This window comes from Halorubrum rutilum (assembly GCF_042665015.1).
In the GTDB taxonomy this organism is placed as follows: Archaea; Halobacteriota; Halobacteria; order Halobacteriales; family Haloferacaceae; genus Halorubrum; species Halorubrum rutilum.
This window is the reverse complement of sequence record NZ_JBHTBL010000011.1, coordinates 1-23,932: the sequence shown is the minus strand read 5'-3', so window position 1 is coordinate 23,932 and position 23,932 is coordinate 1. Positions and strand designations below refer to the sequence as shown.

The following is a 23,932-nucleotide window of genomic DNA, read 5'->3' as shown; positions in this document are numbered from 1 at the left end:
AAAAATGGCCGCGCTCGCGCCCCCCGGGAGCCTCGGACGCGCGCTCGCGTCCCCGGAACCCGGACGGTTTATTCCCCGCCGCGTCCGAGCGCGACCATGCTGATCACGCTGGAGGGGCTCGACGGGAGCGGGAAGACGACCGTCTGGGAGGCGCTCCGCGAGCGTCACCCCGACGCGACGTTCACCCGCGAGCCCACGGACAGCTGGTACGGCGAGGCGGTGGCCCGCTCGATCGCGGCCGACGACGCCGATCCGCTCGCGGAGCTGTTCCTGTACACCGCCGACCACGCGAACCACCTCTCCGAGACGGTCCGGCCCGCGCTCGACGACGGCGACCTCGTCGTCTCCGACCGCTACTCCGACTCCCGGTTCGCCTATCAGGCCGCGACGCTCGCCGCGAGCGATATCGCCCTCGACGGCCGGGACCCCCTCGAATACGTCAAATCGATCCACGCCCCCTTCTCGCGGCCGCCCGACGCGACGATATACCTCGACCTGGACCCCCGGACCGCCGCCGAGCGCGCGGGCCGCACGAACAAGTTCGAGCGGGACGGCTACCTTGCCGCGGTCCGCGACAACTACGAGCGGCTGATCGACGCGGAGCCGGAGCGGTTCGTGCGCGTCGACGCGACGCGGTCGCCGGAGGCGGTCACGGCCCGGGTCGCCGAGGTCGTCGCCGACCTGATCGAGAACTGATTCGCAGTCGTCCTACCGCGTGTCCGGCAGCTCGTACTCCTCCGGCGAGGGGACGTAGAGGTAGTCGATGGCCGCGCCGAGCACGACCGGGAGGAAGACGAGCAGTCCGAAGAGGACGGTCGTGCTGCCGAGGTTGACGCCGGCGCCGACGTTGAGCGCGCCGGTGAACACGAGCGTCGAGACCAGGAGGAGCATCGGGGTCAAGACGATCGTGTACACCACCGACCCCCACGACGTCGACAGCCGAAGCCGGAAGAAGCGGGTCGTCACCCCGGCGACGAGCGTGTGGAACGCCACCAGCGCGAGGAGGCTGACGAACCCGATCAGCGCGAGCATACCTCCGGTACGGGCTCCCGGCATTTGCCCCTATCGGCCGACGCGCCCGACGCCTCGCCCGCCGATCGCCGACTCCGACCGCCGATCGCCGACTCCGACCGCCGGCCGCGACCGCCGGCCGCGACCGCGGTCAGAACGCGCCGTCGTTCCCCTGCTGGCGCGCCGCCGACAGCAGCCCCGCAACGGGGTCGACGTACTCGTAGCCGGGGATGACGCCCTGCACGTAGGTCCCCTCGACGAAGTCGATGAGCGCCCCCGCGTCGTCGACGCCGCGCCGCTCGTTGATGTCGGTCAGCTCGAACTCGACGGCGATCTCGTCGTCCCCCACGGTGACCGCCGGGTCGAACTCGCGCTCGGCGCGCGTCACACCGCCGACGTCGACGACGCGGAGCTCGAACGTCTCGATCCACCCCTCCTCGACCACGTCGGCGACCTCGTCGGCGGTCGCCGCGGAGAGGGTCGGTACCCGGACGGTCACCGCGAACCGGACGCGGCCGTCCGCGGCGGGCTCGGCGCGCACTTCCCCGTCGAACGCGGTCGTCTCGGAGGTCCAGGCGCCCGCCTCGCCGGCGGGTTCGAAGGAGCCGTGGTCCGCGAACGCGCGGCGGACCCGGCCGGGCAGCTCTGTCTCGCTCATACCGAGGGGAAGGCGCGGCGGGACCAAAAGCGCGTTGCGTCACCGGTAGTGGCACGCCGAGCCGATACTGGTGCGCCTTTGTGTCCGGACGGCCAACGCCGGGTATGGCAGACCAGTTCCGCTCGACGGAGGCGCTGACCGACGCGCTCGCGGACGCGTCGTTCGACCGCCCGCCGGCCCTCGTCAGCAACGCCCACGTGACCGGACTCGGCGTCGCCCGCGCGCTCGACGCGCACGGCGTGCCCGTCATCGCGCTCGACCGCGCCGGCGACGGCGTCGGCGAGGCGGTCGGCGCGGACGACGGGAGCGGGTCGGTCCGCCACGACGGCCTCGCCCCGCCATCCGACGCGGTCGACTTCGCGGGCGCGGTCACGTACCCCCTCGACGACCTCGACGGGTTCCGCGAGGACGTGGAGGCGGTCGTCGACGCCGCGGGGACCGAGGCGGTCGCGTTCGGCTGCATGGACGAGTGGGCGCTGGCGTACGCCGAGGCCGACCCCGACGGCGTCCGGCTCCCCTTTTCCGGGAGCGACACGCTCGACGACGTGTTGAACAAGTCCGAGCTGTACGCGACCTGCGAGGCGCTCGGCGTGCCGTACCCCGAGACGTACCGGCTGACGGAGACCGCCGCGGCGGCGACGCGGGAGCCCGACGCGACGGTCGACGAGGCCGCCGACGCGCTCGGCTTCCCCTTGGTCGTGAAGCCCGAGCTCAAGCGCGACTTCGAGGAGGCGTTCGGCACCAACGTGATCGAGGTCGCCGACCGCGGGGAGTTCGAGGACGTCGCCGCGGCCGCGAGCGACGAGGGGATCGCCGTGATGGCGCAGAAGCGCGTCGACATCGCGACGGGGCGGGACCACTCGCTCGCGTCGTACGTCCCGCCCTCCGGGACCGGCGACGCGCTCGCGGTCGTCGGCAACGCGGCGGTGCGGTACCCGCGGCAGTTCGGCACCTCCTGTCTGGTCGAGACGGCCGACGAGCCGGCGATCGAGGAGCGCGCGCTCGCGGTGCTCGACGACGCCGGCTACCACGGGATCAGCGAGTCGGAGTTCGTCTACGACGCCGACCGCGAGGAGTTCCTCCTCCTCGACGTCAACACCCGCCCGTGGAAGTGGATCTCGATGCCCGTCGCCGCGGGCGCGAACCTCCCGATGGCGGCGTACGCCGCGGTCACCGACGCCGACTACGAGTCAGAGGGCGTCGAGCCGACGCGGTGGGTGTACCTCCGCGACTACCTCTCGCTGCTCGCTGGCGACGACGCCTTCTGGGACCGGCTGTCGGCCGCCGACTGGCGCCGGCTCGTCTCCGGCGCCTTCGAGCGCGAGGGCGACCTGACGACCGGGGCGTACCGCCCCACCGACCCCGGCCCGGCCGCGAAGCTGTTCGAGACCGAGTTCGTCGACCGGGAGTACTACTGCTCCTGTTGACGGGCCGGCGGCGACGTCGAACGGCGGCGGCGACGTCGAACGGCGGAAAATAGCGGTCGGCCGCGACCTACGACGACGACGGCGACATCTGGATGTTGAGGCTCTTCTGGACGAGCTGGGTGAACGCCATCGAGCAGAGGAAGTACCAGAGGATCCACATCTGGATCGGGCCGACGATCCCCGTGTCCCAGGTGACCTCGCCGGCGAGCGGCACGACGATCGCCTGCCGAGCGACCATCTCGTACTCGGCGGTCGAGCCGCGGTAGCCGATCACCCAGAACATCCAGAGGAACGCCGGGATGGTGAGGAACATGATCCACACCATCGGGCGGAACTGCTCTTTGAACATCCCGAGCTGGTCGCCCATCGCGTCCATCTGCTCCTCCTGGATGGCGTCGAGCGCCGCGTCGTCGTCGCGCTCCTTCGCCTCCTTCCGGCGCTCCTGGATGTCCTGCATCCGCTCCTGGTACTGGCTCATCTTCTCCATGTCCATGAGCCCCGCGCGCAGCAGCGTGGAGTACAGCCCGGTCCCGAGCGCGATCACCATGATGACGACGTAGAAGGGGACGACGTTCAGCAGGGGCCCGAGGACGACGTCGATCGTGCCCGCGATCGCGTCGCGGACGGGACCGACGGCGTAGCCGACGAAGGCGCCGATGGTCGCGACGGCGGCGAGCTTGTCCCACTTCGTCCACGAGGTCGTCTCCGGGGTCTCGACGTCGCTGCCGCCGCCGCTCCCGCCGTCCTCGCTCATGCCCGCCTCGATCTCGTCGGGGTCGGCGAGCGCGAAGCCGGACTCGCCGTCGTCGACGAGGATCTCCTTCTCGATGAGGCGGCCCCACTGGCCGCTGGTGATCTCGTCGCGGACGTCGACCCACTGGACCTCGCCGTCGGTGGCGCGGTCGAGGACGACCTCCAGGGCGTCCCGCATCTCGCCGTCCTCGTTGACGAGCGAGCGGACTCTCCGTTCGACCTTGCTCATTATCGGTCGGTTGGCGGCCGACGGTTAAGAACCTTGTAGGATCGGCGGCGCGGATCGCCGCCGACGAGGCGCGGCCCGCTGCGGCGAGAGCCGCGTCCCTACGCCTCGACGACGTCGCGGATCCGGTCGAAGACCTCGTCCGGCGTCGCCTCGCCGTCGACCTCGACGAGGACGCCCTCGTCGCGGAAGTGGTCGACCACGGGCTCGGTGTTGTCGTAGAACACCTGGAGGCGCTCCCGCGCGGTCTCCTCGGTGTCGTCCTCGCGCTGGATCAGCTCGCCGCCGCAGTCGTCGCAGACGCCCGCCTCCTCGGGGGGTTGGAAGTCGACGTGGTAGTTCGCGCCGCAGTCGTCGCACACCCGGCGGCCGGTGAGCCGGTCGACGAGCACCTCCTCGTCGACGTCGAGGTAGATCACGGCGTCGAGGTCGCTGATCTCCGAGAGGTACTCGGCCTGGTCGAGGTTGCGCGGGTAGCCGTCGAGCACGAACCCGTCGGCGTCGTCGAGCGCGGCCCGGACGATCTCGTTGACGACCGGGTCGGGGACGAGCTCGCCCGCCTCCATGAACGAGCGCGGCGTGCCGTACTCCGTCTCCATGTCCTTGTTCGCGCGGAGCGCGTCGCCCGTCGTGACGTGCTCGACCCCGTACTCGTCCGCGAGCTTCGCGCTCTGCGTCCCCTTCCCGGCGCCGGGCGCCCCCAACAGAAGAATTCGGTGACCCATACCGGAGCGCTCGCCCGCCGCACGTAAAGGCTTGAAGATCCCGGCGAGCGAGGGCCGTCGGGTCGACAGTCCTGCCGCGTTCGTCCTCTCACTCCCCGCCGGCATCGTCGTCTCCGGCCTCGTCCTCTCTGCCCTCGTCGTCCCCGTCGTCCGCGTCCGCGTTCAGCCGGAGCCCCATCTCCAGCTCGAAGCTCTCGGCGTCCGAGGTCTCGAAGCCGATCTTCTTGTACAGCGAGACGGCCGCGCGGTTCCAGCGCTCGACGGTGAGCCACACCTTCTCGACCCCCTCGGCCTGCCCGTGGCCGAGCAGCCCGCGGATGAGGTGGGTCCCGATCCCGGCGCGCTGGTACTCCTGGTGGACGAAGATCGCCAGCTCGTAGGCGTCGCCGTCGGGGACCAGCGTCGCGTGGCCCGCGACCTCGTCGCCGCACCACGCGATCACGTTGTGGCAGTCGTCGGCGAGGATCGCGTCCAGCCACTCGCGGATGCGCTCCTCCCCGCCCGGCGGGATCCCCTGCGCGCGGTCGGACGGGTCGAAGTCGTCGTACATCCCGACGAGCGACTCGTAGGCCGCCTCGCTGCCGTCGTACGGCCGGATCTCGACGGTCCGGTCCTCCCGGTCGGTGAACTCGGTGGGGGGGACCGGGAACGCGTCGGCGACCGCCGCCGGGTAGCGTCGGTCGCTCATCTGACCAGCGTGACCGTCGTCTTGGCGTTCAACAGGACGAACTCGGCGATCGATCCGATCGTGATCTTCCCCATCGGGCTCGTGTGCCCGCCGCCGAGGACGATCTCCTCGAACGCCTCCCGCTCGGCGATCTCTATCAGCCGGCTTCCGGGGTCGCCCTCGACCCGCCTGACCTCGGCGTCGATCCCCGCGTCGTCGACCGCCTCGCGGGCCCGTTCCATCACGTCGTCCGGCGCGACCGAGGAGTCCTCGTTGTCGACCACCGCCACGGTCAGGTCGTCGTTCGCGACCGCCGCCCGCTCGACGGTCCGGTCGAGCGCGCGGAACGAGTCGTCGCTGCCGCCGATCCCGCAGAGCACCTTCATACGAGCCGTGTCTGCACGGCGGTACAAAAGTGGATCTCCCCGGGACGGGCCGGGACCGCGCCGCCGATCCGACCGCCCGCAGCGACAACCCTTTTGGTCGGGCGCGGGGTTGGTACCGACATGAACGACCAGCCCGGTCCCGCGTCGGACGACGCCGACGGGGGGGCGGACCCCGACCGCGAGCCCTCTGCCGGCGACGCGGGGGCCCCGGGATCCCTCGACGAGGCGTCTCCGCCGAGCGATGCCGACGGCGACGCGACCGCCGCCACCGACGGCGACGGGGCCGACGCGGGCACGGACGACGACGGGGCCGACGGGGTCGACGCGGGCACCGACGCCGACGGCGCGACCGGCGAGGACGGGGGCACCGACGACGCCGGGACGGCCGCCGACGCCGACACCACCGCGGACGCCGACGCCGCCGACGACGTCCCCCCGGAGGTCCGCAAGTACGAGCGGTTCAAGAAGATGGACGGCGCCCGGTACGAGCGCGTCAACGAGTTCCTCCGGGACCGGACGTACGTCACGGCGCGCGAGTGGGCGATCGCGCGGCTCTGCGCCGACTTCCGCACCGAGACGGGCGTCGAGATGACGAAGATCGGCGAGAACCTTCCGGAGCTCGTCCCCTTCATGACGGACACGTACACGCCCCAGGCCGTCAACCAGGCGCGCTACTCCTTCGAGGAGAAGGTGACGAAGGCGGGCGCGACGTTCCTCTACGGGGCGATGTCGGGCTTCTTCACCGCCGAGGACCTCGACGAGATGATGTACGAGGTGACGGAGGTCGCGAAGTTCCTCCTGGAGGTCGAGGGCGTCGACCTCGCGGTCGCCGACGAGCTGGAGGCCGAGGACAAGATCAGCGAGGTGATGCGCGAGGTGCGCGCCTCCTCGGCCGACCTCCGCGGCGAGGAGGTCCGGTGCCCCGAGTGCGGACACGTCCACGAGCCGGCAGAGGACTGAGATGGAGCGGTTCCCCGAGGCCCTCGACGGCATCCCGGACGCGGTGCTGATCGTCGACGGCGAGGGGGTCGTCCGGGCGGCGAACGAGCGCGTCGAGCGGGTGCTCGGGTACGCCCCGGACGACCTGGAGGGAAGGGACTTCGAGTCGCTGCTCTTCGACCCGGGCGACGGCGCCGCCGGCCGGGAGCTCCACCGCTACGTCGTCGACCCGGAGCCCCGGTCGATGTCCGCGAGCCTCGACCTGTGCGTCCGCCGCGCGGACGGCACCGATGCGCCCGTGACGCTCAGCCTCGGGCCGTTCGAGAAGGGCGGCGAGACGTACCTCGTCGTCACGCTCGTCGACGTGCGGGCGGAGCGCGCCGAGCAGGCCGAGCTGCACCGCCGGACGCAGACGCTGGAGGCGCTCCACGAGGCGACCCAGGACCTGCTGAAGACGACCGACCGGGAGGTCGCCGCGGCGGCGGCGGTCGAGTACGTCGAGGAGGTGCTCGGCCACCCGATCGCTGGGATCTGGCTGTACGACGAGGAGCGGGACGCCCTCGATCCTCACGTGTGGACCGACGCGGCCGACGAGGTCGTCGGCGAGCACCCCGTCTTCGCGGCCGACGGCCGGAGCATCTCCTGGCAGGTGTTCGACTCCGGGACGCCGGAGTACGTCGCCGACACGCGCTCGGACCCGGACCGGTACAACCCCGACTCGCCGATCCGGAGCGAGCTCGTGCTCCCGCTCGGCCGGTACGGGATCATCAACGTCGGCGCGACGGAGCCCGACGCGTTCGACGACTCCGACCTCGCGGTCGCGCGGATCTGGGCCGCGACGGTGACGATGGTGTTCGTCCGGATCGAGCGGGAGCGCCAGCTCCGGGCCCGCGAGGACGAGGTCGCCCGCGAGCGCGACCGGCTGGAGGAGTTCGCCAGCCTCGTCTCCCACGACCTCCGGAGCCCGCTCAACGTCGCGGCCGGGAACCTCGACCTGGTCCGTGACCGCCTCCGCGCGGCCGACGTCGAGGTCGACGAGGTCGACGCCGTCGCCCGCGCGCTCGACCGGATGGAGGCGCTCGTCGACGACATGCTGACGCTCGCCAGGCAGGGGTCCGGGATCGACGAGACGGAGCCCCTCTCGCTCCGCGCCGTCGCCGAGGAGTCGTGGGAGAGCGTCGACGCCGCGGCCGCGGCCCTGGTCGTCGCCGGCGACGTCCGGTTCCGCGCCGACCGGAGCCGGTTCCGGCAGGCCCTCGAAAACCTGTTCGCCAACGCGGTCGCTCACGCCGGCGCGGACGTCCGCGTCGAGGTCGGGCCGCTCGGCGACGCCGGGGACGCCGCGAACGCCGGCGACGGCGACGCCGACGGTTCCGGCGCCCCCGGCTTCTACGTCGCCGACGACGGACCGGGGATCCCCGACGACGTGCGCGATCAGGTCTTCGACGCCGGCGTCTCGACCGACCCCGACGGCACCGGTTTCGGGCTGAAGATCGTCGCGGAGGTCGCCGACGCGCACGGCTGGTCGGTCGCGCTCGGCGACGCCGAGACCGGCGGCGCGCGCTTCGAGTTCCGCGGGATCGAGACCGTCGACGCCGACGAGGTCCCCGAGTCCGAGGGCGTCGGCGCCCCCGACGACGACGCTTCCGAGCCCGACGACGGCGAGGAGTGACTCACGGGTCGAGCTCGTGGTGCGTCACCGCGTCGGCGCCGTCGGCGTCCGCCCCGACGTCGAGGACCGCGACGCGGAAGACGTCGTCCGCGCCGTCGACCGGAATCGGGAGTCCGCCGGGGTTCACCCGGACCGTGCCGTCGCGCTCCTCGGCGGCGTGCGCGTGCGTGTGGCCGTGGAACACGTAGTCGTAGTCGCCGCAGTCGACGAGGGCGTCGACGACGACGCCGCTCGTCCCGTGGGTGACCGCGACGTCGACGGGGTCCGCGGCGTCGTCGCCGTCCGCGCCGCCGAACGAGAGCGTCCCGGCCTCGCCGAGGTAGGTGCCGAACGCCTCGACGGTCGACGCCACCGCCCACTCCCCGTCGTTGTTCCCGCGGACGGCGTAAAAGTCGAAGCCGGCGTCGGGGTCGTCGTCACCGCCAGCGGAGTCGCCGTCCCCGGAGTCGCCGCCGACGTCGAACGGGGTGACGGAGAAGGGCGCGACGAAGTCGCCGCAGTGGACGACGGCGTCGACGCCCTCGCGGTCGAACAGCGCTACGGCCGCCTCGACGGCGGCGAGGTCGTCGTGGGTGTCGGAGACGATGCCGACGCGCATTGGTCGCGTCGACACTCGCGTCCCGGGATAATAAACCTCGGCCGCGCCGTTCAGACGCTCGACGGTACATAAACGAACCGACCGGAGACCGCGTTCTCACGATCCGTGGATCCGCGTCTCTTCTTAACCCGATTCCCCGTTCATGTTCGGGCATGGCAAGAGAAAACGACGACGCGGGTCGGCGCACCGGTTCCAGACGCGGGTTCCTCTCGGCGGCCGCGGCGCTCGGGACGGTCGGGCTCGCGGGCTGTGGCGCGCCGCGGGCCGACAGCGCCGGGGGCGCGGAGAACGCGGCCGGCGGCGGGGCGGCGGCCCAGCAGGTCGAGGAGTGGGCCGGCAGCGACTCCACCGGCGTGGAGACGGACCACCCGTACACGACCCCGCGGACGACGATCGACCTCGACGAGCGCGACGGGCAGCTCACGGTGTCGACGACGCCGTGTCGCCACCAGTTGCTCGGCGACGAGTCGCAGGGCGGCCCGTGGGAGCTCCCCGAGGTGTGGGCGTGGCAGACGCCGGACACGGACCCGAGCATCCCCGGGCCCCTGCTCCGGGTGACCGAGGGGACCGACCTGGAGATCACCTACGACAACTCGGACCACAACCGGCCGCACACCTTCCACGTCCACGGGCTCTCGAAGAGCTGGATGGACGACGGCGTCCCGACGACGACGGGGCAGCAGGTCGCGCCGGGCGAGGAGTACACCTACGAGATCAGCGCGAACCAGCCCGGCACGCACCTCTACCACTGTCACTACCAGACGCAGAACCACCTCGACATGGGGATGTTCGGGATCCTCCGCGTCGATCCGGAGGGGTACGAGGCGCCGGACAAGGAGGCGTTCATGACGATCAAAGACTGGGACACGCGCCTGTCGGCCTCGATGGCCGGCGGCGACGTCGACTTCAGCCACCGCGACCGCAACCCGGACGCGTTCACGGTCAACGGCCGCTGCGCGCCGTACACCTTCCACCCCGAGCAGGGGTCGCCGCTGATCGTCGAGGAGGGCGACCGAGTCCGGATCCACTACGTCAACGCCGGCTACGAGTCGCACGCGATGCACACGCACAACCACGGGTTCACCGTCGTCGAGAAGGACGGCGGCGTCATCCCCGAGGCCGCCCGGCACCGCGAGGACGTGGTCCCCATCGCGCCCGCCGAGCGGAAGACGATCGAGTTCACCGCGAGCGCCGACCCCGGCGTCTACGCGCTCCACTGCCACAAGGTGAACCACGCGATGAACGGCGACACCTACCCCGGCGGGATGATCGGCGGGATGGCCTACGAGAGCGTCACGGACACGGAGCAGTTCGCGTCCGTGATGGAGCTGGCCGGCTACGAGGCCTGACGGGAGCGACCCCGGAGGGTCGCCCGCCCCGCCCGCGACCGGCTCGCCGCCGCGTCGCCCCGTTCGGCCCGATACCGCCGACCTCGATCAGGCCGAGTCGGCGCCGGAGGCGACCTCAGTCGGGTCCGGTTCCGCGCTGGTCCCGGCTCCCTCGTTGCCTTCGAGGTCGGCCTTCCGACGGTTCCGCAGGGCCAGCAGCGCGAACAGCGCGAGCCCGGCGCCGCGCAGCGTCAGGTCGAGCAGGAGCGCGTCGACCGAGACGGTCACGCCGACGAGCCCGAGCACGTCGAAGACGCTCTCGGAGAGGAGCCCCGGCGCCATCAGCAGCAGCGAACTGAGCGCGAACGCGCCGCGGGCGACCCGGCCGACGCGCGCGTACAGCGTCCCGATGACGGTCGCGCCGAGCGCGATCACGCCGAGGAAGACCCCGACGACGGGGACGAGGATCTCGGGGACCGAGTAGGAGAGCTCGGCGAGGTCCTCGAACCCGATCACGCGGTACCGCTCGCGAAGCGGCAGGTCGGCGGCGTTCGCCTTCTCGCGCAGCAGGACGATCCCCGGCGCGAGCACGAACGCGAAGGGGACGATCGCCTTGTTCAGCGACAGCGAGAACGCCTTCACCCCGGTCTCGAAGGGGTCGGACTTGGCGACCCCGCTGGCCGCGTACGCCGCCACGGCCACCGGCGGCGTGATGTCGGCGATCACGCCGAAGTAGAGGATGAACAGGTGAGCGGCCAGGAGCGGGATGCCGAACTCCACGAGCGGCGTCGCGAGCATCGAGATGAGGATGATGTAGGTGACCGTCGTCGGCATCCCCATCCCGAGGATGATGCTCGACACGGCCGTCACGAGCAGCATGACCACGATCGACCCGCCCGAGAGGGCCAACAGCAGCGAGGTCAGGTTGGGACCGAGCCCGGAGACGCTGATGACGCCGGGGATGATCCCGGCGGCCGCGACCGCGACCACGACCGGGACCGCGGTGCGCGCGCCCTGCTCCATCGACGTGACAACGAAGGCGCCGAGCTTGAACGGCTGGCTGTCCCCCAAGTCGCGGCCGGTCCGGTCGCCGATCGTCTCGGCGGTGTCCCGGACCGAGGGGTTCAGGTCGAGCAGCGACGCGTCGAGGTCGGGCTTGGACAGCAGCGTGAGCGCGCCCGCGAGCATCGCGTACCACTCGATCCCCGCGAGCAGGGCGGCGGCCGCCTCGCGGGGCGGGAGCCCCGCTCCACCGGAGCCGGCGAGGAGGCCCCCGACGTTCACGCCGGCCAGCGCGTGGCTCGCGAACTCGACCCCGACGATCGCCGCGAAGACGGCGAGGAGGCGCAGCCGCGTCTCCTCGCTGTACGCCGAGACGAGCGCGATCAGCCCGACGAGCGCCACGAGCGTGAACCACGCCGACCGGGAGACCGAGAGCCGCTCGACGATGAGGTAGTAGAGGAGGAGCCCGATCGGGACGAGGTAGAACCAGCCGCGCTTGAGGTGGTTCCAGAGCCCGACGGTGTCCTCCCCGGAGACGCCGCCGATCCCCTCCTGTACCGCCTTGAGGTGGACCATCACCCAGACGCCGAAGAAGAAGACGATCGCCGGGATCGTCGCGATGATGATGATGTCGGCGAACGGCGTCGCCGTGTACTGGACCATGAGGAAGGCGGCCGCCCCCATCACCGGCGGGAGGATCTGCCCGCCGGAGGAGGCGGACGACTCGACCGCCCCGGAGAACTCCGGCGAGTAGCCCGACCGCTTCATCAGCGGGATGGTGAACGCGCCGGTCGTGACCGTGTTGGCGATGGACGACCCCGAGATCGTCCCCATGAACCCGCTGGCGAGGATGCTCGCCTTGGCGGGGCCGCCCTTGCGTCCCCCGGTGAGCGCGTACGCGAGGTCGATGAACCACTGGCCGGCCCCGCTCATCTCCAGGAACGAGCCGAACAGGATGAAGATGTAGATGAAGCTCACCGACACCGTCACCGGGATGCCGAACACCCCGTTCTCGGTGTTGTACCAGAGGTTCTGGACGATGTCCGGCCACGTGAGCTCCGGGATCGCGAGCAGCCCGATAAACGGCGTGCCCGAGCTGATGAGGTACCCCCACCGAGCGTAGACGATGAACGTGGCGACGATGATCATCAGCGGGAGGCCGAGGGTCCGCCGGGTGCCCTCCAACACCAACAGCACGCCGGCCACGCCCAGAAGCATCGCGTAGGAGTACTCGCTGATGAAGGGGACGCCGCCGAGCAGGGGTTGGAGGAACGCGTACACCTCGGTGACGGGGCGCCCCGAGTCGACCCCGAAGACGCGCATGTTCTGGATCTCCGAGAACTCCGTCATGAAGTAGAACGCCGAGAGGAACGCCACGGCGACGAACGCCAGGTCGACCGGGGTCACCCGCTCTCGGTCGGGGTCGAGGAGAGCCCAGCGGACCCCCGCCCGGACCCCTTCGAGCGCCCGCGTGACGGGACTGCGCTCGCCGAGGCGGCGCGACGCCGCGGGGACGACCCGACCGAGGTTGCGGGCGAAGAGCCCGTCGCCGGTGCTCACCGGGAACAGCAGGAAGGTGAGGACGAGCGCGAAGGCGACGTGGATCGCGTTCGCCTGCAGCAGCTGGAGCGAGACCTGCCAGGGGGCGATCGAGATCCCCGCGACCTCGACGGTCGGGAGCCAGACCGTGAACGTGTAGCTCCGGGCCGCGAGGAACAGCTGGAAGACGGAGAACGCGATCCCGATGACCGCGACCGCCACCGCGGCGACCCCCCGGAGCGAGCGGCGGCGCTCGATCTCCTGTATCAGCTCGTCCGCCTCCTCGCGGGAGAGCCCCTCGTCGCCGCCGTCCGGCGGCTCGTCGCCGCTCCGACCGCCGCCGGAGCCGCCGGGAGGCGGTCCCCCCGGGCCGCCGTCGTTCGGGTCGTCGATACCGCCGTCGGTTCGGGTGGTCGTGGTCATAGGATCCTCTGGAGAAGCGACCGTCGTTCGATGTGCATCCTCACGTCGTTGCCGTCGGTCACCGCGACGAGGTCGTACCGCCGGTCGTCGACGATCAGCGCGTGGTCGGCGATCCGCCCCGGCGAGACGAGGAGCTCGTCGAGCTCGGTTATCGGCTCCGCGGGGTCGTACACGAGCGTCCCGTTGACGTTCGTGACGTCGACCCGCGCGGGGAGCCCCCAGCCGTAGGACTCGAACTCCATCCGCGTGTTCACGAGCGTCCGTCCGTCGACGCGGTACTCGTCGTACACGCGGGACTTCTCGACGCTGTGGGTGTATTCGAGCGCCACCGTGCTCCCGTCGTTCACCGGCTCGGCGACGTACCGCTCGCCCGTGTCGATATCCTCGACGACGAGGACGGCCCCGATCGGCGCGGTCACCGCGACGGCGACGAACGCGAGCACCGCGAGCGCGAGTACCGCGGCCCCGAGGGTCGACTGAGAAGAGCGGCCCATGTGTTCGGGTGGTCCTTGTTGTGGTGAGTTCGAACGGCCGGCGAGCCGGGGTCAAACGAGGGGCGGCGCGTCCTCTGGGACGCGTCCGGCAGCCGTCGGGGGTCTACGCGTCGAAGTAGGCCGCGGCGCCCTCGTGCAGCTCGATCGACATCCCGTCCTGCGCGCTGTCGACGGTGATGAAGTCGGTCTTGATCGTGAGCTCGTCGAGGTTGTCGAAGATGGCCGCGGTGACCGTCTCGACGGTGTCGGCCGGGACCTCGGCGTTCGTGGCGATCATCGCCTGCACGGCGACGGTCTCGACGTCCTCCTCGACGCCGCTGTACGTGCCGCCGGGGATGGTGTCGTCCGCGAACCAGGAGGCGTCCTCCTTGACCGCCGCGCGGTTGTCGCCCGCGATCGGGACGATCTCGATGTCGTTCGTGTTCGCGAGCTCCTCGATCGCGCCGACCGGCCAGCCGCCGACGACGAAGGCCGCGTCGATGTCGCCGTTAGCGAGCTGCTCGGACGCCTGCGAGAAGCCGGCGTTCTGCTCGTTGTAGTCGGAGATCCCGAGCGACTCCAGGATCTGCTGCGCGTTGACCTGCGTCCCCGACCCGAGGTCGCCGGTGTTGATCGTCGCGCCGCTGAGGTCGCCGACGGCGGAGATGTCGCTCTCGGCCAGCGTGACGAGCGTGATCGTCTCCGGGTACAGCGTCGCGACGCCCTGGAGGTTCTCGATCGCGTTGTCCTGGAAGGCGTCGATGCCCGTTCCGTTCTTCGCGAACGAGGCGATGTCGTTCTGGATCAGCGCGAAGTCGGCCGACCCGTCGGCGAGGCTGCCGACGTTCTCGACGCTCGCGCCCGTGGACTGGACGTTCAGCGTGAAGTCGGTGTTGGCGTCGACGACCGTCTTGAACTCGTTCGAGAGCGGGAAGTAGGTCCCGCCGGTCCCGCCGGCGTGCCAGCTCAGGCGCGTCCCGGAACCGCCGTCGGAGCCGTCGGAGCCGTCGGACCCGTCGTCGCCGTCCATGCCGTCGCCGCCGTCGGAGCCATCCGAGCCGTCGGACCCGTCCGAGCCGTCCGAGCCGCCGCCGTCTCCCGAACACCCGGCGAGGCCGATCAGGCCGGCGGCCGCGGTTCCCTTGAGGATCTGACGACGATCGATGCTGTCGACGTTGTAATCGCGCGACATAGAGTTGTAGACTGATCGCTTCCGTATGTAGCTGTCGGTGGAATCCCACCCGAAAGGGATTAGTTTGCGCACATACGATCCGTCCGCTATCGACCGCCTCCGCCGCTAACACCGGCGATCCCCCGTCGACGACGACGGGTTCGCGGACGCCGGGAGGGGAGGCGCCCTCGTTCCGGGCGCCGGTTCGGCCCCCCTCGCCGCCTCAGGCCTGCTCGGCGCCGTAGACGACGTTGACGCTGACGCGCACGCTCACGTCGCCGGTCTCGATCCCGGTCGCGGCGTCGCCGCCGCCGGCGTCGGCCGTCGCGGCCTCGGCGACGCGGTACGGCGTCACCCCGGCGTCCGCGGTGGAGACGCTGTACGCGCCCGTGACCTCCAGCCCGCTGGAGTTCGCCAGCACGGCCGCGTCGGCGTCGGCGTTCGCCATCGCGTTCTCGATCGCCGCCGCGCGCACCTCGCTCTCGCGCTCCTCGCTCAGCCCGAACTCGATCCGCTCCACCTCGTCGGCGCCCGCGCCGATCGCGACGTCGACGACCTCGCCCACCGCCGCCACGTCGTCGACCGTGAGCTCGTAGCTGTGGACGCCCCGGTACGTCGTTCGGTTCGGATCGTCCCGCGTCTCGAATGACTCGCGCACGTCGTAGCGCTCGGTCCGGATGTCGTCCTCGGTGAGCCCCCAGTCGGTCAGCGCCGCCCGGAGCGACTCGTCCGCGGCGGAGAGCTCGTCGCGGACCGCCGCCGAGTCGTCGCCGGTCGCGGTCACCGCCACGACCAGCGTGGCGCGGTCCGGCTCGGCCGTGGCCTCGCCGGTCGCGGTCACCTCGATGCTCCTGTCGAGCGCCTCGCCCGGGGCGTTCGCGCCCGGCCCGCCGTCGCCGGTCGTCCCGGCGAGCCCCGCACAGCCCGCCAGCGCGACGAGCAGCGCGAGCCCGGCCGCGGTCGCCAGTTTTCGGTCCATGTTCGCCCCCTCGCCCGGAGGCCGTAATAAGTCGCCGATGGGACAAACAGCCGTTTGCGCTATCGCGCGCACAGCCCCGCGGCGGGGTCGGTCGCGCCGCCGCGGGGTCCGAGCCGGCCACGCGGCGTCGCCCGGCTTTCACCCTCCGTCGCCGTCCCGCTCGACGTCGTCGCTCGCCTCGTCCGCCTCCGCGTCGTCCGGGTCGTCGTGGTCGGTGACGACCGACCGCTCCGGCGACGGGCCCTCGCCGCCGTCGACGTCCGCGCTCCCGTCCGCCGCCGCGTCGTCGCCGCGCTCCCCCCCGTCCGGGTCGTCGTGGTCGGCTATCACCGTCGAGTCGGCGTCGCCGTCCGCCTCGGCGGACGCGTCGCTCCCGTCGTCCGAACCGCTGACCGCGAGGGGCGCGGGGCCGGAGTCGTCCGGGCCGGAGAGCGCCGCCCCCTGCGACGCGTCGGGGTCACGCTCGACCCCGCCGTCCGGGGGCCCGGTGACCCGCCGTCCCGAGCCGAACAGCCGGTTGCGGATCGACCGGCTGCTGGGGCGCTCGGCGAGCAGCACCGAGCAGTCCACGTCGTGGATCACGTCCAGGTGGAGCGAGTCCGCGACGAGCCGCGAGAGGAGCCCCTTCTCCGTCGCGCCGATGACGACGAGCGTGCTGTCCGCCGCCTCCCGCGCGATGGCGCCCTCGACGTCACCGCCGTCGTCGACGACGCGCTCCGCGTCGGCGAGGCCGTGCTCGGTCGCCCACCCGGCGAGGAACTCCTCGCCCGCGGCGCGCGCTCCGGCCCCGTCGACGACGTGTAACAGCGTCACCTCGGCGCCGGCCGTCCGCGAGAGCACGCCCGCCACCTCCGCGCCGAGCGCCGAGTCCGGGCCGCCGGAGGTCGGGAGGAGGACCTTCGAGGTGTCGAGGTCGCTCTCGCTCAGGATGAGGAAGTCGCAGGGGAGCTGGTTGGTGAGCTCGTCGATGGGGCGCTCCGCGCGGGCGGCGCTCCACAGCTGGTCCTCGCCCCACCCCATCAGCACCGCCTCCGGACGGGTCCGGCGGGCCATGTTGAACACCTCCTCGAACGACCGGTGCGAGACGACGGTCGACGTTGAGACGTCGACGCCGTGTCCCTCGGCGGTCTCGCGGAGCCCCTCCATCCCCTCCTCCGAGACGTCGGCGATCCGGCCTGCCCCGGCCGCCAGCGACATGCGCTCCGGCGCCTGCACGACGTGGACGATGTGGACGAGCCCGTCCTCGTGGTCGCTGGCGAGGCGGCTCGCGAGCTCGACGATCGGCCCGTCGGTCCGCGGGTTCGTGATCGGGACCATGATCCGGTACCCCTCGTTGGCGAACAGCGTCGCCTCCGTGGCGTCCAGGATCGGGACGTACGAGCGCCCCGCGGCCCGGCCGAGCGCCCACTCGGGCACTGTCAGCCGGCGGGTCATCCCCTCGAAGCGCGCCTCTTCGAGCCGCTCCTCGCTGGTCTGGAAGTAGTTCACCAGCGTGACGAGGACCACCCCGCCGATCGTGTTCCCGAGCAGCACCGGGAGGACGAAGCCGCCGAGCCCGCCGACGAGGGTGACCTCGCCGGCGTACAGCCCGAGCCGCTGCGCGAACAGCAGGTACAGCACCTCGGTGAAGGAGACGACGACGTGGTAGAGGTCCCCGAGCGGGATCGCGAGGAACGCGAGGTAGACGACGAGCAGGCGGGTGACGGAGTTCGTGGAGGCGAACCCGACCCAGACGACGCCGGCGACGATGAGCCCGGCCATCGCGGCCTTGAAGAAGAGCGGCCAGAAGCCGACGTCGAGCCCGCCGGCCGAGATGTAGATCGCCGAGTCGACCGTGTCGCCCGAGAAGACGCCGCCGTACGAGAGCACGACCGCCCCGAACGCGCCGCCGGTGAAGTTCCCCGCGAGCACGATGGTCCAGTGGCGGAGCAGGGTCGGGAGGCTCGCGAGCCGCTCCAGCGTCAGCGCGACCGGCGGGAGCGTGTTCTCCGTGTACAGCTGGTAACCCCCGATGATGATGTAGACGAACCCGAGCGGGTACAGCAGGACGCTCAGGATGGGATGGCCGTCGGTCGACGCCGTCAGCGAGGCGTACAGCATGAAGGTGATCGTGATCGCCAGCCCCGCGGCGACGCCGCTGAAGAACAGCTCGCGTCCGCCGGAGGTCACCTCCTCGTCGGCGGCGGCGATGATCCGCTGGAACACCTCGTCCGACGAGAAGCGGTCCCGGACCGCCTCGCCGACCGCCGGTGCTCCGCTCTGCGAGCGCTCGACGACCTCGCGTATCGAGTCGTCGTCGTCGGGCCCTGTCGAATCGGTCACTGTCCCTACCGTCTGCGGCGGCGTTGAAAAGTACTTCCTCTCACGCTACCGGCCGGCGGAACCGTCGAACGTCGCGTTTCGGCGCGAGAACGCGTCCGTTTCCACACAAACGCGAACCGATCGGGGTCGAACGCCCGAACTCGGGGGCGCCCGATCGTCGACGAGCCCGGGCGTCAGGCGCGCTCGACCGTCACGAACCGCACCTCCACCCGCACCTCCTCGCCGGTCGTCGCCTCGATCCGGCGGTCGAGCGCCTCGGCCACGCCCCCGACGCCGGCGCCCGGCGGCGCCCCGACGGTGACCACCACGCGTTCGGTGTCGAGCGGCGGGACCGTTCCGCCGCGCTCGACGTCGAGTTCGAGGAGCTCCATCCCGGAGCCCGTCGCCGCCAGCTCGTCGCCGACGGCGCTCCGGACGTCGGTCTCCGTCGTCGAGGCGACGTACGACTCGTAGGTGACGCCGCCGAGGAACACCGACAGCACCGCGATTGCGGCGACGAGGACCGCGACGCGCTTCACGAAGGCGGCCCGGGCGTCGTCCTCGCGGAACCACCGCTGCGGCCGGTACCCCTCGTACCACAGCACGACGAGCGCGGAGAGGTTGATCGAGAGGACGTTCACCGCGACGATCACGCCGGCGCCGACCACGAGCCGGGGGATCCGAAACGCGATCCCGATGCCGACGGCGGCCGCCGGCGGGATGAGTGCCACCGCGATCATCACACCGACCAGCGTCGCGGAGACGCCCGTCATCAGCGAGACGATCCCGGCAATTCCGGCGCCGATCGCCACGACGAGCACGAGGACGTTCGGGGCGACCCGCTCCGAGACCTCGGCGAGTTCGAGCGGGTCGAGCCCGGGCGGGACCAGGGCGAGGGTCCGCAGGGCGAACGCGAACAGCGTCGCGGCGGCGACCGCGACGACGACGCCGAGCACCTGCATCCGCACGCCGCGCCGGAACATCTCCTCGTCGTCGACGACGGTGCCGATCGCGGCCGACATCGCGGGGCCGATCAGGGGGGCGATCACCATCGACCCCACCACGGTCGCCGGCGAGTCGAGCAGGAGGCCGGCGGTCGCGATCACCGCCGAGATCACCGTCATCAGCACGTACGTGCCGAGCCCGGAGGCGAGGTCGTCCGCCTTCGCCTGCAGCTCCTCCCGCGAGATCCGGTCGCCGCCGCGCTCGGCGTCCGCCTCGTACTCGTCTTCGAGCGCCTCGAACCGGCGCGAGATGACGGTCTCGGCGGCGACGATGACGGTGTAGGTGCTCTCGTCGATCCCCGCCTCGCGGAGGCGTTCGAGGACGGGCTCGACCGCGGCGGTCGGGAGCGGGAACGTCGCGACCGCGGTGTACTCGCGCCCGCTCGTCTCGTCGGTGACCACGTAGTCCACCCCCTCCTCGTCGAGCGCGCGCACGACGGCCGCGCGCTTCCCCGCCGGGATCATGACCTGAACGAGTCGCACGGTTGGCGGTCACGCCGCCGGTCCTTATAACGGGCGGTGGGGGACGCGGACCGGATCGAGGCGGACCGAGCCGCGGCGGACCGGGCCGCGGCGGACCGAGCCCCCGCCGGTCTCGCGAGAAACGGAACTTTAATGCGCGAATCCCTCGCACCTTCGGACAAGAATGCTCTCGCCGCTGGCTATCGACACGTTCCTGCTCGACTACCACCTCGGGCACGTCATACTGCTCGGGTTCATCCTCTCGCTGCTGGGCGCCGCGCCGCTGAAGTCCCAGCGCGTGATCGCCTCCGTCTTCGCCGGCTTCGGGCTGATCTTCTTCATGTCGCCGTACACGACGATGCCCAAGACGTACATCCTGATCGGCATCCCGCTGATCCTCATCGGGACGCTGCTGTGGACGATGGCCGACGGTTGACCGGCGCGCGCGGCGCCGATTCGGTTCTCCCTCAAGTTCTCTCGTTCCTCGCTATTTCCTCGCCGGCGACGCGTCCCGGATCGGTCGCTCCCGGCGCCGCCGTTCGATCCCGCTCCTTTTTGCACCCCCGGCGACACTCCCCGGCATGGTCACGGTACGGGCGCCCGCCACGAGCGCGAACCTCGGCAGCGGGTTCGACGTGTTCGGGGCGGCGCTCACGCGGCCGGCCGACGTCGTCACCGTCGAGAAGGCGGCGGAGACGACGATCGAGGTCACGGGCGTCGGCGCGCAGTACATCCCGGAGGACCCCGAGAAGAACACGGTCGGCGCGGTCGTCGAGGCCCTCGACGCGCCCGCGCGCATCCACATCGACAAGGGGGTCCGCCCGGCATCCGGGCTCGGCTCGTCGGCCGCCAGCGCCGCCGGCGCCGCGGTCGCGCTCAACCGGCTGTACGACCGCGGGCTCTCCCGCTCCGAGCTCGTCCCGGTCGCCGCGGAGGGCGAGGCGGTCGTCTCCGGCGTCGCCCACTCGGACAACGTCGCGCCCTCGATCCTCGGCGGCTTCACGGTGACGACGAGCGAGACCACCCACGCGGTCGACGCCGCGGTCCCGCTCGTCGTCTGCCTCCCCGACGTCGCCGTCTCCACCCGCGACGCGCGGCGGGTCGTCCCCGAGCGCGCGCCGATGGAGGACCTCGTCGAGACCGTCGGCAACGCGGCGACGCTCGCGATCGGGATGTGCCGCTCCGACCCCGACCTCGTCGGCGCCGGCATGAGCGACCCCGTGGTCACCCCGGAGCGCGCCCGCCTGATCACGGGCTACGACGAGGTGCGCGCCGCCGCCTTCGACGCCGGCGCCGCGGGCGTCACCGTCAGCGGCGCCGGCCCCGCCATCATCGCGGTCTGCCGCGAGGACCGTCGCCGGGGGGTCGCCGCCGCGATGCTCGACGCGTTCGCCGAGGCCGGGATCGACGCCCGCGCCTACCAGACCCGGATCGGGAAGGGATCGACGGTGCTGGAGGAGTAGGGACGGGCGACGAGACGGTAACCGAGCCGCGCTCAGCAGTTGCTCTCGGTCTCGGCGGTGTCCCACACCCCGTCGACGAAGGCCTCCCGGTCGAGTTCCCCGCGCCCGAATGCCGCCGCGGCGTCGGCGCAGACGTGCCACGTCCCGGTCATGCACTCGTGGAGCGACGTGGCCCGCAGCGACGCGCCGTCGGGCCGGTGCGACGCGAACGCCGCGGCGAGCGCCGCGACCTCCTCCCGGAACCGCTCCTCCCCGGCGTGGGGGGTTCCGCGATACCTGAGCACCCAGACGTCCCCCGCGTCGCTGAACCCGATCCGCTCGACGCCGTCGTCGCCCGTGAACCGGGTCGGCCCGTCGGTCTCGGCCTCGACGGTCGCCAGCAGCTCTCGGGCGGCGGGGCTCTCCGGGGTCTCGCCCGCCTCGAGGAACCGCTCCTCGGAGTCGGCGGTGGTCGCCAAACTCCGCGCACAGCCATCGTTAGGGGGTCCGCCGTCCGCTCCGCTCCCTCCGAGACACCCGGCTAGCGTCGCCGCGAGACACCCCGCGGCTCCGGCGAGGCAGGCTCGTCGGTTCATACGCCTGCCGTTCCATCTCCGGTAAGTAACCGATTCCGGTGGCTAAAACGTCCGTTTCGGCCTCGTGACGACGGGTCGCTCGTCTCCGGCGCTCCCGTCGTTCGCGGATACCGCACCGAAATCGAGAGACGCTAGCTAAACGCCGCGGCCCTGCAGCTTCTCCTCTTCGGCCATGTCGGCGTTCGACTGGCCCTTCATCCCCTTGCCCGGGCTCTTCGCAATCTCCTTGAGCGTCTCGGGGTCGTCGTAGTTGTTGACCGCTGCGACGACGGACTCGCCCATCGCCGGGGGGTTCTCCGCGCCGAAGATGCCGGAGCCGACGAAGATACCGTCACAACCGTGCTGCATCATGAGCGCGGCGTCGGCGGGCGTCGCGATACCGCCGGCCGCGAAGTTGACCACCGGGAGGCGACCGCGGTCCGCCGTCTCGTGGACGAGCTCTCTGGGAGCGCCGTGTTCGCGGGCCCACTCGTCGCGCTCCTCGTACGCCATCCCCTCGAGCTGGCCGATGGCGCGCTGGATGTTGCGCTGGTGGGTGACCGCCTGGTTCACGTCGCCGGTCCCCGCCTCGCCCTTCGTGCGGATCATCGCCGCGCCCTCGTCGATGCGGCGGAGCGCCTCGGGGAGGTTCCGGGCCCCGCAGACGAACGGAGCGGTGAACTCGCGCTTGTCGATGTGGTAGCGGTCGTCGGCCTGCGTCAGCACCTCGGACTCGTCGACCATGTCGGCGCCCGCGGCCTCCAGGATCTGTGCCTCGGCGGTGTGGCCGATCCGGGCCTTCCCCATCACCGGGATCGACACCTCTTCGATGATCTCTTCGAGTTTCCCGGGATCGGCCATCCGAGCGACGCCGCCGCGCTTCCGGATGTCGGCCGGGACCGATTCGAGGTGCATCACGGCGACCGCGCCGGCGTCCTCGGCGATCCGGGCCTGCTCGCGGTTGACGACGTCCATGATGACTCCGCCCTTCTGCATCTGTGCGAAGCCGCGCTTGACTAGGTCAGTCCCGCGCTTTAGCCCCTCGAGATCCGTGTCCTCTGCCATACGAGATCCATGGGTCGCCGACCACTTAACGGGTCGCTTTCGGCCGGAACGGGACGCGTCCGGGATCGCCGCGATCGCCGCTCCGTCGCCACCGCAACGCCGAAGTCCTCGGCCGACGGAGACCCGTCTGTGACTACCGGAGCCGTCGTCGCGGGCGGGCGCTCGACCCGCTTCGGCGACCGCGACAAGGCCGTCGCCGAGCTCGCCGGCGTCCCCATGATCCGCCGGGTCGCGGACCGGCTCGCGGGGACGGACGATCCGGTCCCGCCGGGCGCGGCCCGCGCCGCGGGCGGCGACCCCGTCGTCGACGAGCTCGTGATCAACTGCCGGCCCGACCAGCGCGAGGCCATCGCCGCGGCGCTGGCGGGGACCGCCCTCCCGGTGACGTGGGCGCTCGACGACGAGCCCGACCTCGGGCCGACGGCCGGGATCCGCAACGCCTGTCGGGCGGCCCCGTCGGGGTACGTCGCCGTCGTCGCCTGCGACACCCCGTTCGTCGACCCCGGGTTCCTCGCGTCGCTCCGGGAGGACGCCGCGGGTCACGACGCCGCGGTGCCGCGGCTCGACGACCGCTGGTTCCAGACGACGCAGGCCGTCTACCGCGCCGACGCGATGGCCGACGCCTGCGATCGCGCGCTCGCCCGCGGCGACCGGAAGGTGGTGGCGGCGCTCGACGAGCTGGACCGCGTCGTCGTCGACGACGAGACCATCCGGTCGCGGACGACGGACCGGACGTTCACGAACCTCAACACGCGGGAGGAATTCGCCGAGGCCGAGGCCGCGATCGCCGAGGCGCTCGGGACGGGCGACGACGACGGTCGGGAGTGATACCGATCACTCCTTCAGGAGCTCGTACGCCTCGTTCAGCTCCTTGAACGCCTCCTCGTCGCCGTCCTCGCCGTCGGGGTGAAGCCGCTTCGCCCGCTCGCGGTAGGTCTCGCGGATCGCCTCCTGGTCCGCGGTCCGGTCGAGGCCGAGCGCCTCGTACGCGTCGCGCTCGGTCATCCCGCGGGCCGGCGGCGCGCGGTCTCGGGGGTCGCGTCGCCCGCCGGCGGCGCCCCCGCCGGGACCGCGCGCGCCCCGGGAGCCGCCGGCCGCCGCGCCGC

24 protein-coding genes are annotated in these 23,932 nt (G+C 71.8%); 8 read left to right on the top strand and 16 right to left on the bottom strand.

The genetic code is table 11. From position 1 onward, the window contains the following. Nucleotides 1–96: 96 nt before the first annotated feature. Nucleotides 97–696 (top strand): dTMP kinase, encoded by a 600-nt coding sequence (gene tmk / locus ACFQMF_RS11520; RefSeq protein WP_256407943.1) that lies wholly within the window; start codon nt 97–99, stop codon nt 694–696. A gap of 12 nt (nt 697–708) precedes the next feature. Here the strand turns inward: tmk and ACFQMF_RS11515 are convergent, their stop codons facing one another. Both ACFQMF_RS11515 and ACFQMF_RS11510 read right to left on the bottom strand, forming a co-directional pair. Further along, a complete protein-coding gene (locus tag ACFQMF_RS11515; protein ID WP_256407942.1) occupies nt 709–1,032 on the bottom strand; it encodes a hypothetical protein in 324 nt (107 codons plus the stop codon). Nucleotides 1,033–1,162: 130 nt separating this feature from the next. Then, the gene (locus ACFQMF_RS11510) at nt 1,163–1,669 is read right to left on the bottom strand and encodes a DUF5813 family protein (protein ID WP_256407941.1); all 507 of its coding nucleotides are present in this window, start codon (nt 1,667–1,669) and stop codon (nt 1,163–1,165) included. A gap of 104 nt (nt 1,670–1,773) precedes the next feature. On the opposite strand from ACFQMF_RS11510, the gene ACFQMF_RS11505 reads away from it, so the two are divergent. After that, a complete protein-coding gene (locus ACFQMF_RS11505) occupies nt 1,774–3,096 on the top strand; it encodes a carboxylate--amine ligase (protein ID WP_256407940.1) in 1,323 nt (440 codons plus the stop codon). A 67-nt stretch (nt 3,097–3,163) separates the two neighbouring features. Here ACFQMF_RS11505 and ACFQMF_RS11500 read toward each other — a convergent pair whose 3' ends face one another. The 4 genes from ACFQMF_RS11500 to ACFQMF_RS11485 form a co-directional block, all read right to left on the bottom strand. Next, nucleotides 3,164–4,078: a DUF106 domain-containing protein gene (locus ACFQMF_RS11500; protein WP_256407939.1), complete on the bottom strand. Its 915-nt coding sequence runs from the start codon at nt 4,076–4,078 to the stop codon at nt 3,164–3,166. 98 nt (nt 4,079–4,176) lie between these two features. Continuing rightward, complete coding sequence (locus ACFQMF_RS11495; RefSeq protein ID WP_256407938.1) at nt 4,177–4,800, bottom strand: adenylate kinase; 624 nt, start codon at nt 4,798–4,800, stop codon at nt 4,177–4,179. A gap of 88 nt (nt 4,801–4,888) precedes the next feature. Next, complete coding sequence (locus ACFQMF_RS11490) at nt 4,889–5,488, bottom strand: GNAT family N-acetyltransferase (RefSeq protein WP_256407937.1); 600 nt, start codon at nt 5,486–5,488, stop codon at nt 4,889–4,891. After that, complete coding sequence (locus tag ACFQMF_RS11485; RefSeq protein WP_256407936.1) at nt 5,485–5,853, bottom strand: universal stress protein; 369 nt, start codon at nt 5,851–5,853, stop codon at nt 5,485–5,487. Before ACFQMF_RS11485 ends, ACFQMF_RS11490 begins: the two co-directional genes overlap by 4 nt. A 120-nt stretch (nt 5,854–5,973) precedes the next feature. Here ACFQMF_RS11485 and ACFQMF_RS11480 point away from each other — a divergent pair, with 120 nt between their 5' ends. After that, nucleotides 5,974–6,813, top strand: coding sequence for a DUF5806 family protein (locus ACFQMF_RS11480; RefSeq protein WP_256407935.1), 840 nt, complete (start codon nt 5,974–5,976; stop codon nt 6,811–6,813). 1 nt (nt 6,814) lies between these two features. Beyond that, nucleotides 6,815–8,464 (top strand): sensor histidine kinase, encoded by a 1,650-nt coding sequence (locus ACFQMF_RS11475; RefSeq protein WP_256407934.1) that lies wholly within the window; start codon nt 6,815–6,817, stop codon nt 8,462–8,464. Nucleotide 8,465: 1 nt separating this feature from the next. Here the strand turns inward: ACFQMF_RS11475 and ACFQMF_RS11470 are convergent, their stop codons facing one another. Continuing rightward, a complete protein-coding gene (locus tag ACFQMF_RS11470; protein ID WP_256407933.1) occupies nt 8,466–9,062 on the bottom strand; it encodes a YfcE family phosphodiesterase in 597 nt (198 codons plus the stop codon). Between the two features lie 152 nt (nt 9,063–9,214). On the opposite strand from ACFQMF_RS11470, the gene ACFQMF_RS11465 reads away from it, so the two are divergent. Further along, on the top strand, nt 9,215–10,411 hold the full coding sequence (locus ACFQMF_RS11465; protein WP_256407932.1) for a multicopper oxidase domain-containing protein: 1,197 nt from the start codon (nt 9,215–9,217) through the stop codon (nt 10,409–10,411). An 87-nt stretch (nt 10,412–10,498) separates the two neighbouring features. On the opposite strand, the gene ACFQMF_RS11460 is transcribed toward ACFQMF_RS11465, so the two are convergent. The 6 genes from ACFQMF_RS11460 to ACFQMF_RS11435 all read right to left on the bottom strand — a co-directional run bounded on the left by ACFQMF_RS11460 (nt 10,499) and on the right by ACFQMF_RS11435 (nt 19,747). Next, on the bottom strand, nt 10,499–13,354 hold the full coding sequence (locus ACFQMF_RS11460; RefSeq protein ID WP_256407931.1) for a TRAP transporter permease: 2,856 nt from the start codon (nt 13,352–13,354) through the stop codon (nt 10,499–10,501). After that, a complete protein-coding gene (locus ACFQMF_RS11455) occupies nt 13,351–13,848 on the bottom strand; it encodes a DUF1850 domain-containing protein (RefSeq protein WP_256407930.1) in 498 nt (165 codons plus the stop codon). The genes ACFQMF_RS11460 and ACFQMF_RS11455 overlap by 4 nt, the downstream gene beginning before the upstream one ends. A 103-nt stretch (nt 13,849–13,951) precedes the next feature. Next, on the bottom strand, nt 13,952–15,019 hold the full coding sequence (locus ACFQMF_RS11450; RefSeq protein WP_256407929.1) for a TAXI family TRAP transporter solute-binding subunit: 1,068 nt from the start codon (nt 15,017–15,019) through the stop codon (nt 13,952–13,954). 202 nt (nt 15,020–15,221) lie between these two features. Continuing rightward, nucleotides 15,222–15,977 (bottom strand): SIMPL domain-containing protein, encoded by a 756-nt coding sequence (locus ACFQMF_RS11445; protein ID WP_256407928.1) that lies wholly within the window; start codon nt 15,975–15,977, stop codon nt 15,222–15,224. 138 nt (nt 15,978–16,115) lie between these two features. Further along, nucleotides 16,116–18,299 (bottom strand): formate/nitrite transporter family protein, encoded by a 2,184-nt coding sequence (locus ACFQMF_RS11440; RefSeq protein ID WP_256407927.1) that lies wholly within the window; start codon nt 18,297–18,299, stop codon nt 16,116–16,118. A gap of 173 nt (nt 18,300–18,472) precedes the next feature. Further along, entirely contained in the window at nt 18,473–19,747 is a 1,275-nt protein-coding gene (locus tag ACFQMF_RS11435) for a TIGR00341 family protein (RefSeq protein ID WP_256408416.1), read from the bottom strand. Nucleotides 19,748–19,928: 181 nt separating this feature from the next. Here ACFQMF_RS11435 and ACFQMF_RS11430 point away from each other — a divergent pair, with 181 nt between their 5' ends. Both ACFQMF_RS11430 and ACFQMF_RS11425 read left to right on the top strand, forming a co-directional pair. Beyond that, nucleotides 19,929–20,180: a hypothetical protein gene (locus ACFQMF_RS11430; protein WP_256407926.1), complete on the top strand. Its 252-nt coding sequence runs from the start codon at nt 19,929–19,931 to the stop codon at nt 20,178–20,180. Nucleotides 20,181–20,325: 145 nt separating this feature from the next. Beyond that, nucleotides 20,326–21,207 carry a homoserine kinase gene (locus ACFQMF_RS11425; protein WP_256407925.1) on the top strand — a complete coding sequence of 294 codons (882 nt, stop codon included), beginning with the start codon at nt 20,326–20,328 and terminating at the stop codon, nt 21,205–21,207. 32 nt (nt 21,208–21,239) lie between these two features. Here ACFQMF_RS11425 and ACFQMF_RS11420 read toward each other — a convergent pair whose 3' ends face one another. Next, nucleotides 21,240–21,665 (bottom strand): DUF8159 domain-containing protein, encoded by a 426-nt coding sequence (locus tag ACFQMF_RS11420; RefSeq protein WP_256407924.1) that lies wholly within the window; start codon nt 21,663–21,665, stop codon nt 21,240–21,242. Between the two features lie 252 nt (nt 21,666–21,917). Further along, nucleotides 21,918–22,826 carry a pyridoxal 5'-phosphate synthase lyase subunit PdxS gene (gene pdxS, locus ACFQMF_RS11415; RefSeq protein ID WP_256407923.1) on the bottom strand — a complete coding sequence of 303 codons (909 nt, stop codon included), beginning with the start codon at nt 22,824–22,826 and terminating at the stop codon, nt 21,918–21,920. A gap of 129 nt (nt 22,827–22,955) precedes the next feature. On the opposite strand from pdxS, the gene ACFQMF_RS11410 reads away from it, so the two are divergent. Then, a complete protein-coding gene (locus ACFQMF_RS11410; protein ID WP_256407922.1) occupies nt 22,956–23,654 on the top strand; it encodes a molybdenum cofactor guanylyltransferase in 699 nt (232 codons plus the stop codon). Between the two features lie 6 nt (nt 23,655–23,660). Here ACFQMF_RS11410 and ACFQMF_RS11405 read toward each other — a convergent pair. Further along, nucleotides 23,661–23,932: DnaJ domain-containing protein (locus ACFQMF_RS11405; protein ID WP_379792000.1), on the bottom strand; the 272-nt coding region annotated here is incomplete at its 5' end.

Excerpts from the sequence above, each read along its gene's own strand:
- ACFQMF_RS11510 (WP_256407941.1), bottom strand. The coding sequence starts at position 1,669 with ATGAGCGAGACAGAGCTGCCCGGCCGGGTCCGCCGCGCGTTCGCGGAC.
- ACFQMF_RS11505 (WP_256407940.1), top strand. The coding sequence starts at position 1,774 with ATGGCAGACCAGTTCCGCTCGACGGAGGCGCTGACCGACGCGCTCGCG.
- ACFQMF_RS11490 (WP_256407937.1), bottom strand. The coding sequence starts at position 5,488 with ATGAGCGACCGACGCTACCCGGCGGCGGTCGCCGACGCGTTCCCGGTC.
- pdxS (WP_256407923.1), bottom strand. The coding sequence starts at position 22,826 with ATGGCAGAGGACACGGATCTCGAGGGGCTAAAGCGCGGGACTGACCTA.
- ACFQMF_RS11445 (WP_256407928.1), bottom strand. The coding sequence starts at position 15,977 with ATGGACCGAAAACTGGCGACCGCGGCCGGGCTCGCGCTGCTCGTCGCG.
- ACFQMF_RS11435 (WP_256408416.1), bottom strand. The coding sequence starts at position 19,747 with ATGATCCCGGCGGGGAAGCGCGCGGCCGTCGTGCGCGCGCTCGACGAG.
- ACFQMF_RS11475 (WP_256407934.1), top strand. The coding sequence starts at position 6,815 with ATGGAGCGGTTCCCCGAGGCCCTCGACGGCATCCCGGACGCGGTGCTG.
- ACFQMF_RS11485 (WP_256407936.1), bottom strand. The coding sequence starts at position 5,853 with ATGAAGGTGCTCTGCGGGATCGGCGGCAGCGACGACTCGTTCCGCGCG.
- ACFQMF_RS11465 (WP_256407932.1), top strand. The coding sequence starts at position 9,215 with ATGGCAAGAGAAAACGACGACGCGGGTCGGCGCACCGGTTCCAGACGC.
- ACFQMF_RS11450 (WP_256407929.1), bottom strand. The coding sequence starts at position 15,019 with ATGTCGCGCGATTACAACGTCGACAGCATCGATCGTCGTCAGATCCTC.
- ACFQMF_RS11480 (WP_256407935.1), top strand. The coding sequence starts at position 5,974 with ATGAACGACCAGCCCGGTCCCGCGTCGGACGACGCCGACGGGGGGGCG.
- tmk (WP_256407943.1), top strand. The coding sequence starts at position 97 with ATGCTGATCACGCTGGAGGGGCTCGACGGGAGCGGGAAGACGACCGTC.
- ACFQMF_RS11430 (WP_256407926.1), top strand. The coding sequence starts at position 19,929 with ATGCTCTCGCCGCTGGCTATCGACACGTTCCTGCTCGACTACCACCTC.
- ACFQMF_RS11515 (WP_256407942.1), bottom strand. The coding sequence starts at position 1,032 with ATGCTCGCGCTGATCGGGTTCGTCAGCCTCCTCGCGCTGGTGGCGTTC.
- ACFQMF_RS11500 (WP_256407939.1), bottom strand. The coding sequence starts at position 4,078 with ATGAGCAAGGTCGAACGGAGAGTCCGCTCGCTCGTCAACGAGGACGGC.
- ACFQMF_RS11495 (WP_256407938.1), bottom strand. The coding sequence starts at position 4,800 with ATGGGTCACCGAATTCTTCTGTTGGGGGCGCCCGGCGCCGGGAAGGGG.
- ACFQMF_RS11425 (WP_256407925.1), top strand. The coding sequence starts at position 20,326 with ATGGTCACGGTACGGGCGCCCGCCACGAGCGCGAACCTCGGCAGCGGG.
- ACFQMF_RS11470 (WP_256407933.1), bottom strand. The coding sequence starts at position 9,062 with ATGCGCGTCGGCATCGTCTCCGACACCCACGACGACCTCGCCGCCGTC.
- ACFQMF_RS11460 (WP_256407931.1), bottom strand. The coding sequence starts at position 13,354 with ATGACCACGACCACCCGAACCGACGGCGGTATCGACGACCCGAACGAC.
- ACFQMF_RS11455 (WP_256407930.1), bottom strand. The coding sequence starts at position 13,848 with ATGGGCCGCTCTTCTCAGTCGACCCTCGGGGCCGCGGTACTCGCGCTC.